This window comes from Bacteroides sp. AF39-11AC (assembly GCF_003474285.1).
GTDB lineage: Bacteria > Bacteroidota > Bacteroidia > Bacteroidales > Bacteroidaceae > Bacteroides.
The window spans coordinates 477185-490483 of sequence record NZ_QROH01000003.1 but is presented as its reverse complement, the minus strand read 5'-3'; the positions used below and the strand labels follow the sequence as shown (position 1 = coordinate 490483).

General features: G+C 41.1%; 13 protein-coding genes and 1 tRNA gene. 11 read left to right on the top strand and 3 right to left on the bottom strand.

Annotation, left to right across the window (positions count from 1 at the left end):
• Window positions 1-113: 113 nt before the first annotated feature.
• Together pheS and DW036_RS07565 are read right to left on the bottom strand one after the other, a co-directional pair.
• Complete coding sequence (pheS, locus tag DW036_RS07570) at window positions 114-1133, bottom strand: phenylalanine--tRNA ligase subunit alpha (protein WP_022392806.1); 1020 nt, start codon at window positions 1131-1133, stop codon at window positions 114-116.
• 332 nt (window positions 1134-1465) lie between these two features.
• Window positions 1466-1696: a hypothetical protein gene (locus DW036_RS07565; RefSeq protein ID WP_118463190.1), complete on the bottom strand. Its 231-nt coding sequence runs from the start codon at window positions 1694-1696 to the stop codon at window positions 1466-1468.
• Between the two features lie 264 nt (window positions 1697-1960).
• Between DW036_RS07565 and DW036_RS07560 the strand changes: the two genes are divergently transcribed.
• On the top strand, window positions 1961-2647 hold the full coding sequence (locus DW036_RS07560) for an energy transducer TonB (RefSeq protein WP_118462589.1): 687 nt from the start codon (window positions 1961-1963) through the stop codon (window positions 2645-2647).
• A gap of 55 nt (window positions 2648-2702) precedes the next feature.
• Here the strand turns inward: DW036_RS07560 and DW036_RS07555 are convergent.
• Window positions 2703-2776: transfer RNA gene (locus tag DW036_RS07555), tRNA-Ala, on the bottom strand.
• 111 nt (window positions 2777-2887) lie between these two features.
• On the opposite strand from DW036_RS07555, the gene DW036_RS07550 reads away from it, so the two are divergent.
• From DW036_RS07550 to DW036_RS07505, 10 genes are all read left to right on the top strand, one after another.
• Window positions 2888-3193, top strand: a complete 306-nt coding sequence (locus DW036_RS07550; RefSeq protein WP_118222565.1) for a DUF4286 family protein — start codon at window positions 2888-2890, stop codon at window positions 3191-3193.
• Window positions 3190-3759: a crossover junction endodeoxyribonuclease RuvC gene (gene ruvC / locus DW036_RS07545; protein WP_022392796.1), complete on the top strand. Its 570-nt coding sequence runs from the start codon at window positions 3190-3192 to the stop codon at window positions 3757-3759. Before DW036_RS07550 ends, ruvC begins: the two co-directional genes overlap by 4 nt.
• 38 nt (window positions 3760-3797) lie before the next feature.
• On the top strand, window positions 3798-5795 hold the full coding sequence (gene pulA, locus DW036_RS07540) for a type I pullulanase (RefSeq protein ID WP_118462586.1): 1998 nt from the start codon (window positions 3798-3800) through the stop codon (window positions 5793-5795).
• A gap of 210 nt (window positions 5796-6005) precedes the next feature.
• Window positions 6006-7457 carry an ATP-binding cassette domain-containing protein gene (locus DW036_RS07535; RefSeq protein WP_187374578.1) on the top strand — a complete coding sequence of 484 codons (1452 nt, stop codon included), beginning with the start codon at window positions 6006-6008 and terminating at the stop codon, window positions 7455-7457.
• Window positions 7458-7469: 12 nt separating this feature from the next.
• Entirely contained in the window at window positions 7470-8795 is a 1326-nt protein-coding gene (locus DW036_RS07530; RefSeq protein WP_118462580.1) for a lipopolysaccharide assembly protein LapB, read from the top strand.
• A gap of 158 nt (window positions 8796-8953) precedes the next feature.
• Complete coding sequence (locus DW036_RS07525) at window positions 8954-10162, top strand: 6-bladed beta-propeller (RefSeq protein WP_118462578.1); 1209 nt, start codon at window positions 8954-8956, stop codon at window positions 10160-10162.
• A gap of 3 nt (window positions 10163-10165) precedes the next feature.
• Entirely contained in the window at window positions 10166-11353 is a 1188-nt protein-coding gene (locus tag DW036_RS07520; RefSeq protein ID WP_118462575.1) for a BF3164 family lipoprotein, read from the top strand.
• 69 nt (window positions 11354-11422) lie between these two features.
• Window positions 11423-11836, top strand: coding sequence for a hypothetical protein (locus tag DW036_RS07515; RefSeq protein WP_118462572.1), 414 nt, complete (start codon window positions 11423-11425; stop codon window positions 11834-11836).
• Between the two features lie 145 nt (window positions 11837-11981).
• Window positions 11982-12629, top strand: coding sequence for a DedA family protein (locus tag DW036_RS07510; protein ID WP_118463187.1), 648 nt, complete (start codon window positions 11982-11984; stop codon window positions 12627-12629).
• An 18-nt stretch (window positions 12630-12647) separates the two neighbouring features.
• On the top strand, window positions 12648-13295 hold the full coding sequence (locus DW036_RS07505) for a DUF47 domain-containing protein (protein WP_118462569.1): 648 nt from the start codon (window positions 12648-12650) through the stop codon (window positions 13293-13295).
• The last annotated feature ends 4 nt before the right edge of the window (window positions 13296-13299 follow it).

Below are 13299 nucleotides of genomic sequence, written 5' to 3'. Positions count from 1 at the left end.
ACTAAAAAAATATATCCGGGCGAATGATTATGTATAGCCTACTTGTTTTGTGATATCCGGAATGGTATATCATTGTAGGAGCGGATAATCATTCGCCCGGTATATGTCGGTTATTAGTAAGCGGCTTCGAATTCTTTCAGGAATCTTGTGTCGTTTTCAGAGAACATACGAAGGTCCTTTACCTGGTATTTCAGGTTCGTAATACGCTCGATACCCATACCGAGGGCATATCCGCTATATACTTTACTATCAATTCCGTTGCTTTCCAATACATTCGGATCTACCATACCGCAACCGAGGATTTCAACCCAGCCGGTATGCTTACAGAACGGGCAACCCTTTCCACCGCAAATGTTACAGCTGATGTCCATTTCCGCACTGGGTTCCGTGAACGGGAAGTAAGACGGGCGCAAACGGATTTTAGTGTCTTCACCAAACATTTCTTTGGCAAAGAGTAACAATACCTGTTTCAAGTCGGTGAAAGATACATCTTTGTCTACATACAAAGCCTCTACCTGATGGAAGAAACAGTGTGCACGGTAGCTGATAGCTTCATTACGATATACACGTCCCGGGCAAATGATGCGGATAGGAGGTTGTGAAACTTCCATTACGCGGGTTTGCACGGATGAGGTGTGTGTACGTAATACAATATCAGGATGAGCTTCGATGAAGAAAGTATCCTGCATATCGCGTGCAGGATGATCTTCGGCAAAATTCAATGCAGAGAACACATGCCAGTCATCTTCAATTTCCGGACCTTCGGCAATGCTGAATCCCAAACGGGCAAATATATCGATGATTTCGTTCTTTACGATGGTGAGCGGGTGGCGTGTACCCAATTCTACCGGATAAGCGGAACGTGTAAGATCAATATCATCACAGCCCGTATCCTGACTTTCGAACTGTTCTTTCAGGGCAGCAATCTTTTCCTGTGCCTTATTTTTCAGTTCATTCAGTCTCATGCCGACTTCTTTCTTCTGTTCGGCAGCCACGTTACGGAAATCTGCCATCAAGTCGTTGATTGCACCTTTTTTACTAAGGAATTTAATGCGGAGTGCTTCCAGTTCCTCGGCGTTGGCAGCTTTCAGTGCTTCCACTTCTTGCAGAAGCTGGTTGATTTTATCTATCATATCGTCGTTATTATTTATTTCCGAAATACATAAAACGGTGCAAAGATACAACTTTATCATGATTCCGGTTGCAATCTTTTTATAAAATTAATCGGATACAAGGAAAAAGCCTATGTGTGATATGAAAATGAATTTATTTCCGGAGGTTTTGCAGGTCTGATTCTTACCAATTCCCTGCCCATTCCCTACCAACTCCGGACCTTCTCCCTATCCTTAGACAAGGACTATGTAAGGAGTAGGTAAGGAGTAGGTAAGGAGTAGGTACGGACTTGGTATATCCCGGAACCTTTCCGTTTTTGTTATGTACTTCGTTATATCGGCAGTGGAGAAGGTTAGTTGGCTTCTTTTTTGTGCTTTTTTAGTGCTTCCTGATAAAGCTCTTCCTGCAGCACGCAGAATTCTGCTACCAGTTCAATAGAAATACATGCGTCATTTTCATCTTCTGCATTATTCATCAATTGCTCAATTTGTTTAGAGAGGGAAAGATAGCGTTGTACTTTCGGATCGTAAGGGCTCAGTGTACGCAAAATAACGTCACTTTTTCCTGATTTAGTTTGTTTCATCTTTAGAATTAATTTGTCCGGCAAAGGTAGCTGTTTTTTTACTATTCTTAAGCATTCTGCCGTAAATAATCTTTTTGCTAAGCAATTTTGTCAAACAGATATTAAAAAAGCATATTTATGAATCTCTTTGATAACAACTTAACAGTTATTCAACTACCTTTAATACAGAAAATAGTGGCCACAAGTGTTTTCGTATTACTAACAACATCTGTATAATGTTCAATTTAAACAAATAAACATTATGCGGTAACTAATTTGTAAACTATGGAAACCAAAAAAACACCCAAAGCAAACCTGGAAAACAAGAGGCCAACGTGGCTGCTTGTCGGTTATGTAACTGTACTCGCCTTCATGTTCGTTGCATTCGAATGGACTCGTGACATCAGGGTTGATACGAGTGGTCGTATCAACGAGAATGTATTTGAGCAGGACATGGAGATCCCTCTTACAAGGCAGCCTGAAGTTACTCCTCCACCCCCTCCTCAGGTAACTCCTATTAATGATGTTTTGACGATAATAGATGATGACGCTACTGCAGAAGAAACGAATTTTGCATCTTCGGAGGAAACAGGTGAAGATGTAGTAATTAAGCACATACCGGTTACAGTGGATGAAGATGTGGTGGTAGAAGATGAAATTTTTGTGATTGTGGAAGAAAATCCGCAATTTCCTGATGGTGGCACAGCCGGACTTTTACAATACTTGGGCAAGAATATCAAATATCCTACTATTCCACAAGAGAATGGAACTCAGGGTCGTGTAACGGTGCAGTTTGTTGTTAATAAAGACGGAAGTATTGTAGATGTGAAAGTGATAAGAGGTGTCGATCCTTATCTGGACAAAGAAGCAGTTCGTGTAATTTCTACTATGCCGAAATGGATACCTGGTAAACAACGTGGTGTGCCTGTACGCTGTAAGTTTACAGTACCTGTGACGTTTAAACTACAGTGAAACAATGATATAAAAATAAAAGCTGCATTCAAAACCGAATGCAGCTTTTGTTTTGTGGAGAGTATCGGACTCGAACCGATCACCTCGACACTGCCAGTGTCGCGCTCTAGCCAGATGAGCTAACCCCCCTTTTCGAACTTTCGCTAACGTTTGCGAGCTTTCTCTCTTTTTGGTGGCGCAAATATAATGCATTATTCTGAAATAATTGCTATGTTTGCGAAACAATTTGAAAGAAAAAATATGCTGATCTATAATACAACCTATCAAGTAGAAGAAGGACAGGAAGATAACTTCCTGATCTGGATAAAAGAATTCTATTTACCCGAAGTAGAGAAAACCGGTGCATTGCATACACCGCGTATTGTCCGCGTACTAAGCCATCGTGAAGAGGGTAGCACATGCTATTCCCTTCAGTTTGAAGTGGAAAACTCTGGTATTCTGCACCGCTGGCACATGGAGCAAGGGGTGAAGTTGAACGAAGAACTGGTTAAAATATTCCAGGATAAGGTGGTTGGCTTTCCTACATTGATGGAGGTAATAGAGTGATACAACCGGTCAAAGAAAAGATAATTTTAGGTATTGACCCCGGTACTACCATTATGGGATATGGAGTGCTGCGTGTGGTGGGGACAAAGCCTGAGATGATTGCTATGGGGATCATTGACCTGCGCAAACTTGGTGACCATTACCTTAAACTACGCCATATACACGAACGGGTGTTGAGTATCATCGAGAGTTACCTGCCTGATGAACTTGCTATTGAGGCTCCCTTTTTCGGCAAGAATGTACAATCTATGTTGAAGCTGGGGCGTGCTCAGGGAGTTGCTATGGCTGCTGCCCTCAGTCGTGATATCCCTATTACGGAATATGCCCCTCTTAAAATAAAAATGGCTATCACAGGAAATGGTCAGGCTTCCAAAGAGCAAGTAGCGGATATGTTGCAACGCATGCTCCACTTTGCAAAGGAGGATATGCCTACATTCATGGATGCCACGGACGGGTTGGCCGCTGCTTATTGCCATTTTCTGCAAATGGGGCGTCCCACAGTAGAGAAAGGATATCACGGATGGAAAGACTTTATAGCCAAGAATCCGGATAAAGTGAAGAAATAAGATATGATATTTAATACTTAAAACTTAAAATAACCACCATGAAACTGAATGAACTTGCCTTGATTGGAGTAGCTACAGCGACAGTTGTCAGCTGTGCCCCGGCAAAGAATGAGTACGCGTCTTATGAGTTGTATCCCGTTCGTTCGGGCAGCTTGACGGAAATGGAGTATACTCCCGAAGTTACGAATTTTACATTGTGGGCGCCGACTGCCGATGAAGTACGCCTCATGCTGTTTGATGCGGGTGATGGCGGCCATGCTTATGAGACTGTTTCTATGGTATCTGATAAGGAAGGAACCTGGACGGCAAAGGTGGAAAAGGACCTGATTGGGAAATTCTATACATTTAATGTGAAGATCAAGGATAAATGGCTGGGAGACACTCCGGGCATCAATGCGAAAGCAGTAGGGGTGAATGGAAAACGTGCTGCTATCATTGATATGAAAGCAACCGATCCTGAAGGTTGGGCACAAGATAAGCGTCCTGCTTTGGCTTCTCCGGCCGATGCTGTTATTTATGAAATGCATCACCGTGACTTCTCTATTGATCCTTCATCGGGCATTCAGCATAAAGGTAAATTCCTGGCACTGACGGAAGAGGGTACACTTAGCCCTGAGAAGCTGGCAACCGGCATCGATCATTTGAAAGAACTGGGTGTGACACATGTTCATATTCTGCCGTCCTATGACTATGCTTCGGTGGATGAAACGAAATTGGATGAAAATAAATATAATTGGGGATATGATCCGCAGAACTATAATGTACCTGACGGTTCGTACTCTACTGATCCTTATGATCCTTCTATCCGTATCAAGGAATTCAAGCAAATGGTACAGGCTTTGCATAAGGCAGGTATTAGGGTAGTGCTGGATGTGGTATATAATCATACATTTAACACAGCTGAGAGTAATTTTGAACGTACGGTACCGGGGTATTTTTATCGCCAGATGCCGGATGGTAGCTTTGCAGATGGTTCTGCCTGTGGTAATGAAACGGCAAGTAACCGTCCTATGATGCGGAAATATATGGTAGAGTCTGTGTTACACTGGCTTAATGAATACCATCTTGATGGATTCCGCTTTGACCTGATGGGAATTCATGATATTACCACAATGAATGAAATCCGCAAGGCTGCTACGGCGGTTGATCCGAGTATCATTATTTATGGTGAAGGCTGGGCGGCTAAGGCTCCCCAGATGCCGGAAGATTCTTTGGCTATGAAGATGAATACGTATCGGATGCCCGGTATCGCTGCTTTCTCCGATGAAATGCGTGATGCTCTGCGTGGTCCGTTCAATGATAACCACAAAGGTGCTTTCCTTGCCGGACTTCCTGGTGGAGAGGAGAGTGTTAAGTTTGGTATTGTGGGTGCCATCAAGCATCCGCAGGTGGATAATGACTCAGTGAATTACAGTAAGGCTTCGTGGGCTGAACAGCCAACACAGATGATCAGCTATGTATCCTGCCATGATGATATGTGCTTGGTAGACAGGCTTAATGCGAGTATTCCAGACATTACGCCGCAGGAACTTGTCAAGTTGGATAAACTGGCACAGACGGCGGTATTTACTTCACAAGGCATACCGTTTATTTATGCAGGTGAGGAAGTGATGCGTGATAAGAAAGGGGTACATAACAGTTATCAGAGTCCTGATTCTATCAATGCGATCGATTGGAAACGCAAAGCTGAATATGCTGATGTATTTGCTTATTATAAAGGTTTGATACAGTTGCGTAAAAATCATCCTGCTTTCCGTATGGGAGATGCGGAACTGGTGCGCAAGCATTTGGAATTCCTTCCGGTAGAGGGTAATAATCTGGTTGCATATCGCTTGAAAGAGAATGCTAACAGAGATGTTTGGGAAAATATTATCGTGGCACTGAATTCTCGTAAAGAGCCTGCAAAGCTGGTTGTGCCTGAAGGTAAATACACGGTGGTGTGCAAGGACGGATTTATAAATGAAAATGGACTGGGTACACTTTATGGTTCGGAAGTTATGATTCCGGCACAATCTGCACTCATCATTTATAAGTAAGAATTAGTATCTATAAAGTTATCGCCCCTGTTAGTAACAATACTGACAGGGGCGATAACTTTTCTATAAATGATGCTATATTGTCAGTTCTATTTTCAGATTACTTACTTAAAAATAGACAATTTGCGCAAACAGCCTGTTTGTTTGAGTAAGTAAAACCGGAAAACTTGGTATCTTTGCGGCATTACAAAACAAAATATGTCTCCAATGATGCAATCATATACTATATCTTTGAAGGGCGGGGTGGCCCGTAATCCGCTTGTACGATTGGCTGCACCTGCTTCCGTATCTTTTCCTGCAGATGAGCACATTGCCATTGTAGGGCCTAACGGCTCAGGAAAGAGCCTTTTGGTAGATATGCTTATCGGGAAATATCCATTGAAAGACGGGATGCTTATTTATGACTTTTCCCCTTCCGCATCACAAACGGCTTATGATAATATCAAATACATTGCTTTCCGTGATACATACGGTTCGGCGGATGCTAATTATTATTATCAACAACGTTGGAATACTCATGATCATGATGATGTACCATTAGTTAAAGATATGTTGGGAACGGTTAGGGATGAGGCTCTGAAACAAGAACTTTTCGATTTATTTCGCATTGAACCTATGCTGGATAAGCCGATGATTCTTCTTTCCAGCGGCGAGTTGCGCAAATTTCAGTTAGTGAAAGCATTACTTACTGTTCCTCGTGTGCTTATCATGGATAACCCTTTCATTGGATTGGATGCACAGACTCGTGAGTTGCTGAATACTCTGTTGGAAGGATTAGCCAAACGGTCTACCGTGCAACTTGTCCTGATACTCTCTATGATGGATGATGTTCCCGTATATATAGATAAAGTACTGCCGATAGCAAATCGTACAGTAGGACAGATGATGTCACGTGATCAATACCTTACCATATTCCGGAACGCAGATATACCTGTACCCGAAGATTTGCAACAACGCATTATCGACTTGCCTTATGATAATACTAATTATGTTTCCGACGAAGTGGTAAAACTGAATAAAGTCAGTATCCGCTATGGTGACCGCATCATTTTGAAGGAACTGGACTGGACGGTGATGCGTGGTCAAAAATGGGCATTGAGTGGAGAAAATGGAGCAGGAAAATCGACTTTATTGAGCCTTGTATGTGCCGATAACCCCCAATCGTATGCTTGTGATATCAGCCTGTTCGGGAGAAAACGGGGAACGGGTGAAAGTATTTGGGAAATAAAGAAACACATCGGGTATGTCAGCCCTGAAATGCATCGTGCTTATTTGAAGAATTTACCGGCTATTGAGATTGTTGCTTCCGGTCTGCATGACAGTATCGGATTGTATAAACGTCCGAAAGCGGAACAAATGTCTGTTTGTGAATGGTGGATGGATATTTTTGGTATTGCCGCCCTCAAAGATAAACCTTTTTTGCAATTATCCAGTGGCGAACAACGTCTGGCGCTCTTGGCACGGGCTTTTGTTAAAGATCCGGAGTTGCTGATATTGGATGAGCCTTTGCATGGCTTGGATACTTATAACCGTCGCCGGGTGAAGAAAGTTATCGAAGCCTTTTGCCGTCGGCAGGATAAAACGATGATTATGGTTACTCACTATGAGAGGGAGTTACCCGCCACTATTTCAGATCGTATATTCCTGAAGCGTAATCGGTAATCGTTCAATACTATGAAGAAACTGCTACTCTTGCTTTTGATGCTAATTGTCCTTCTTTCTTGCGGGAGAGGAGGGAAAGCACTGGACGCTGACTCTTCCCGGATAGTGCCTGATTCTTTTGCAATTGGTTTAAACTTGTTTAATAAAGGAAGAGTAGCTTCTCATAACTCCGCCAATATGGATAGTGTCTTGTTTTACATGCAATTGGCTGAAAACTTTTTTAAACGTGAGGGGGACAAAGCGCAGGTGAATCGTTTCATTGCTTTTATTTATTCGTCAAGAGGGATGTTAGATGAGGCTATGCCCTATTTTTTGAAAGCCAGTCGTATGGCAAATGAATGGCAATATAGCTCTATTTGTCAGGAAGTGGCCAACGCTTATGCTGCTGCCGGACGTTTTCGGGAAGGAGTGTTAGTATTGGATTTAATACGGAAGAATATGAATGATAGGAAAGTAGTACCCTACTATCATTTGGCAAAAGGAAATCTTTGGGCAGGTGTCAATGAATACGATTCGGCTGTTACTTATTACCGTACAGCATCTATATCATTAAATCGATGGGTTGCAGCAGAGGCATCCAGACGGTTGAAAATGTTGTATTTTTCACAGGGAAAAGATAGCTGTTCTTTCTATGCAGCACTTGCTGCTAATGAGCATCTTGTAAATGAGTTGAGGAGAGAAGAAGGTTTTGAAAATCGGACACAATACGAAAAGGCTAAGCTCGAAAATGAACTGAATCGTCTGAAAATAGATAAGCAGAGGCGTGAAATCTGGCTTTTGAGTTTAGGGCTTTGTTTTGTCGTAGCATTTGCGGTAGGTTATATTGTTTGGCAGCGTCGCAAACGCCAGATGTATAAGCAACTTTGGCGTGAGCAATCTCTGCGGCTGAGCCAGACGGAGCAACTATTGCAGCAATCAGAGGAGTTGAATATGCTACGTGAAAAAGAGGGTATGCTTCGTGAGTCGCTTTTCCGACGAATGAAGTCATTTCATAAAATCCCTTCTTTGGAGAAAGAAGAAGAGGCTTCCGAGGAAGAGAGTGATAGTCAAAATAGGCGTATAGCCTTATCTGATGAAGAGTGGGAAGACATACGTCAAACGGTAGACGGAAGTTATGATCGTTTTTCTGTGAGGCTGTTAGAAGCGTTTCCGGGATTAAGTATGAAGGATATATATTTCTGTTGCCTGGTGAAAATAAATGTTAGTATCAAAGATTTGTCTGATATCTATTGTATCAGTCGCACCTCGATTAGTCGCAAGAAACAACGCATGAAACGAGATAAGTTGGGATTGACGGAAAATAATGAGACTTTAGATGATTTCTTGCGCCGTTTTTGAATTTTTGTCTATACTTATTTTAGCTGTTAAAGGTTTAATCTTTTTAAAATCAGCGTTTTATGTGTGATGCAATCTGCCAATTTTGTCTATAGGATAATTTGCTTCTCCTTCCCAAGGCAGCTATCTTTGTCTTATTGTTTCACGTAAAAAATAAGAATATGAAAAACAAGCAATGGAAAAGTGTTAGATGGCTGGCAAGCCTAATGTTTATTTTGGGGCTGAGTTCCTGTTCGGATGGAGGACAAACTCAGAAAAGTTCAGCATTGGACACACAGCCGATAGCGGGTTCAGTGGAGGTTGTAAACGGAGATTCTATATGGGTTTGTGACCTGTCGGCATTGAAAGATACTGTGGTACTTCCGTTGAGTTATTTTGCAGATGAATTGCAAATTGTGAAGTTGGACAATCGGGATGAGGCATTGGTACCTGTGCGAAATGTGATTGTTTCCGACAATTATATATTAGTATGGGGTAAAGATCAGACTCCTTTTAAACTTTTTGATAAATCAGGGAAATTTCTTGCTAATGTGGGAGCTTTCGGACAAGGGCCCGGTGAGTATCAGCTGATTTATGATGCTCAGATAGATGAAGCTGGTGGACGTATATATTTACTTCCCTGGAATGCTAAATCTTTGCTGGCTTATGATTTGAAAGGACAGGCTGTGCAGAGTATTCCATTGCCCGGTTTGGTGCCGAAAGGCGTTTTCAAAGCCAATACGAAAGACTCTCTGTTGTCTGTATTCCTTTTACCTTTTGAATATTTGCCGTATGTGGCATGGACTCAGAAGTTCGATGGAGAAATACAAGATACGATACGTTCACGTCATTTAGCCATAAAGCCGGACTTCAGCAATGAAGTGTATAGCAATAAAAATGGTGGAGACTTTGATGTGTCTCTTTTTGTATTTTGGGAACGTCGTCCGGACAGTCTCTATCATTATGCCAACGGGCGTTTGAATCCTCGTTTCACTATGGATTTTGCTAAGAAAGAAATTCCCATTCATGATTACAAGGAACTGCCGCGTCATTTCCTGGGAAGTACATCTGTGGAAAAACAATTGGATGAAAATAATTTCACCACAGAAGTGCCGGCCGATTTTATCATGGACAAACAATCTTTGAAAGGTGCTTTCTATAAGGTAGAGAATGACTATCTGGGTAATCTGCCTATTCCCTGGTTTCCGTACAGTTGTTCAAACGGATATTATACTGCCAATATGGAGCCTGTAACTCTGAAAGAAACATTGGAAAAGTACTTGGCAGGTGCTAAAGATATTCCGGCTGCCGATCGGGAGCGTTTACAGAAATTGGCAGATAGTATTCATGAGAATGATAATAACTATATTCTGTACGCCAAGTTGAAATAATAAATGAAACACTTACTTTACATTATATTGCTGTCTCTATTGTTTCTCTCTGCCTGCAAGTCGCGGGCAGAGCAGAAGCAACAGGAGGCGAACGATACGATTGTTGTAGAAACTCCAAAGATAATACAAGATGCTCCTCTGGTGGCTGGAAGTGTGATATTAAAAGATGAGGACTTCGGAGAACTAATAGAATTGACAGGTACCCATCAGATACTGGATGAGGAAGGTCCCATCTTCAAAATGGCAGAGCCGGAAATGTTAATTAGAGATGGGTATTTCCTTTTGCAGAATCGCCCTGCTATGTCCTATACCCGTCGTCCGGATGGAACGGTTGAAGTAGTGAAATCGGCAGACGAAGGTCTGAACTGTTTCTTCCACTGGTATCGTTTGCCGGATTTCCGTTATATCACTTCTTTCGGAATAGGAGGAAATGGACCTAATGAATTTAACTTTCCTCATTTGGTATCTTCAGGTGTATCTGCCCCCGGTACATATGTTTATGAGACGGGGACTATGCAACTGTTTGAAACTGATACAACGGGGGTATTGAAACCTTTTCCTTTTACCTTTAAATCGATCAAAGGTTCTTCTTATTCAAACCGGCAGATATGTGCAGTTTCCCGGGATACTTTCTATTATGCTGATAATGTGCCGAGAGGAAAGGCTATTATTCGTACTGTTTATCAGGGAGACAGTTTGCAGACGGAACAGATATATAATCTTGCATTTAGCAAGAAACATCGTTCCTGGAGTCCGTATATCGGTGATTTTATTGTTTCACCTTCCGGTAACCGGATGGTATATGCTTATAAATATTTTCGTAAAATCCTGATAATGGATACATCTGCTCAGGTTGTACGGGATATTACTTTTGATGCTGACGGCGTGGAAGCCAAGAATGATATACTTACATTAGGCCCGGATAATGTGACCTATTATTGGGGAATATCTGCTACTGACGATTACTTCTTCCTTACTTATAGCGGACGTACTCCGCTTCAGGTATCGCGTGAGAATGGTAAAGGTGATGGATATATCTTTGTAGAACAATATGATTGGGGTGGTAATCCGGTGGCACGTTATAAACTTGACCATTGGGGCAGGGTTATATCAGATGGGAAGTTATTGTATCAGGTATGTTACATGTATGACGATCCGCTCTTTTTGTATACATTGCCCGGAAAAGAATGAAAGAGGTTTGCAAGATAAAGAACTAAAATGATTTATCTCTGAAAAATACTTTTTATATTTGCAGCCGTTATGGCGAAGTATGTACTTTTGTGTTGTATATTGTTAGGTGTATTCCTTATATCAGGATTCGAATCTGTATCCGGTGATGTGAAGGAGTATAAAGAACTTCGTCTAACGGAACTGCAACCGGGAAAAACGGAATGTAATGTATCTAGTGCGGATGCCGAGCAATGTAAAAAGGTGGTTTATGGTGGAGAATATGCAGGTAAGGCTATTGGAAATATAGCAACATCTGTTTCACGTACGAATGTTCCTTCCTCACAGCTTTTAAGGTTCAATGCATTTTCTGTTGTAGCTAAGATCGTTAAATCCATAAAAGTCTTACTTCCCGAAGAAAAAAGAATTTCTTTTCCACATCCTATTTCACTTACTCAATATTCCAGTAGATATTATATCTATGCTTTAAGACATATTATTATTTAAATCTTCCTTTCTTTATAAGGCATTTGTGTCTTATAATCTTCTTATTACTTCAATTCATATATATTTCTGTCACAGGGAATAGCTGGAGAGCTTTGCCTCTGTTGTGGGATATGTATATATTTTATATGCTAATAATCAATATGTAATGGAATTTATATTAGATTTTATTCTTCACATTGATCAATATATGATAAACATTGTGCAGGAATATCACACTTGGACTTATGTAATATTATTCATAATCGTTTTTTGTGAAACGGGTTTGGTGGTTACTCCTTTCCTTCCGGGGGATTCATTGCTTTTTGTGGCAGGGGCTATAGCTGCGTTACCCGGAACTCCGCTTGAAGTAAATATCCTTGCTTTGATTTTGTTTTTTGCTGCTGTGTTGGGAGATTCTTGTAACTATATGATAGGGCATCTCTTTGGGCGCAAGTTGTTTAATAATCCCAATTCCAGAATATTCAAGCAAAGTCATTTGGATAAGACACATGAATTTTATAAAAAATATGGTGGTAAGACTATAATCATAGCAAGGTTTGTTCCCATTGTGCGCACTTTTGCTCCATTTGTAGCTGGAATGGGGAAGATGCATTATTACTATTTCATGGTATACAATCTGGTGGGAGGAGCTGCTTGGGTAGCGCTTTTCTGTTATGCCGGGTATTTCTTCGGAGACCTTCCGGTGGTACAAGAGAATCTTAAACTGCTGATCGTAGCAATCATCGTAATTTCCATATTGCCTGCCATAATAGAGGTGGCACGCGCAAAAATGAAATCAAAGAAACAAAAATAATTAGATACATTTATTCTTATGAAAAATTCCTTTTTTAGTAGGTTTACTCCCAAAGAACCTAAATTCTTTCCTTTGTTGAAACAACTGTCTGAGATTTTGACTGCATCATCGGCTCTTTTAGTTGAAAGTCTGCAACATGATAAACTGGAAGAGAGAGCTGATTATTATAAAAGAATAAAAGACCTGGAACGTGAAGGAGACAAATTGACCCACTTAATCCTTGACGAACTTGGAACCACTTTTATTACTCCTTTTGATCGTGAAGATATTCATGCTTTGGCATCAACTATGGATGATGTTATAGATGGGATAAATAGTTGCGCCAAACGTATTCATATTTATAATCCCCACCCGATCTCTGATAGTGGAAAGGAACTTAGCCGCTTGATTCAGCAAGAGGCTGTTTGCATTGGTAAAGCAATGGATGAATTGGAGACTTTTCGCAAGAAACCGGCGGCATTACGTGGATACTGCAATAAGTTGCATGATATAGAAAATCAGGCAGATGATGTATATGAACTCTTTATCACGAAACTTTTTGAAGAAGAAAAGGATTGCATTGAACTCATTAAAATAAAAGAGATCATGCATGAACTGGAAAAAACGACCGATGTGGCAGAACATGTGGGTAAGATATTGAAGAACCTGATTATCAAATACGCATAGAAGA

What these genes read in the sequence shown, in the direction of transcription:
- DW036_RS07520 (WP_118462575.1), top strand. Translation starts at nt 10,166, where the DNA reads ATGAAACACTTACTTTACATTATATTGCTGTCTCTATTGTTTCTCTCT.
- DW036_RS07505 (WP_118462569.1), top strand. Translation starts at nt 12,648, where the DNA reads ATGAAAAATTCCTTTTTTAGTAGGTTTACTCCCAAAGAACCTAAATTC.
- DW036_RS07550 (WP_118222565.1), top strand. Translation starts at nt 2,888, where the DNA reads ATGCTGATCTATAATACAACCTATCAAGTAGAAGAAGGACAGGAAGAT.
- DW036_RS07515 (WP_118462572.1), top strand. Translation starts at nt 11,423, where the DNA reads ATGGCGAAGTATGTACTTTTGTGTTGTATATTGTTAGGTGTATTCCTT.
- DW036_RS07560 (WP_118462589.1), top strand. Translation starts at nt 1,961, where the DNA reads ATGGAAACCAAAAAAACACCCAAAGCAAACCTGGAAAACAAGAGGCCA.
- pheS (WP_022392806.1), bottom strand. Translation starts at nt 1,133, where the DNA reads ATGATAGATAAAATCAACCAGCTTCTGCAAGAAGTGGAAGCACTGAAA.
- DW036_RS07525 (WP_118462578.1), top strand. Translation starts at nt 8,954, where the DNA reads ATGAAAAACAAGCAATGGAAAAGTGTTAGATGGCTGGCAAGCCTAATG.
- pulA (WP_118462586.1), top strand. Translation starts at nt 3,798, where the DNA reads ATGAAACTGAATGAACTTGCCTTGATTGGAGTAGCTACAGCGACAGTT.
- DW036_RS07510 (WP_118463187.1), top strand. Translation starts at nt 11,982, where the DNA reads ATGGAATTTATATTAGATTTTATTCTTCACATTGATCAATATATGATA.
- DW036_RS07535 (WP_187374578.1), top strand. Translation starts at nt 6,006, where the DNA reads ATGCAATCATATACTATATCTTTGAAGGGCGGGGTGGCCCGTAATCCG.
- DW036_RS07530 (WP_118462580.1), top strand. Translation starts at nt 7,470, where the DNA reads ATGAAGAAACTGCTACTCTTGCTTTTGATGCTAATTGTCCTTCTTTCT.
- DW036_RS07565 (WP_118463190.1), bottom strand. Translation starts at nt 1,696, where the DNA reads ATGAAACAAACTAAATCAGGAAAAAGTGACGTTATTTTGCGTACACTG.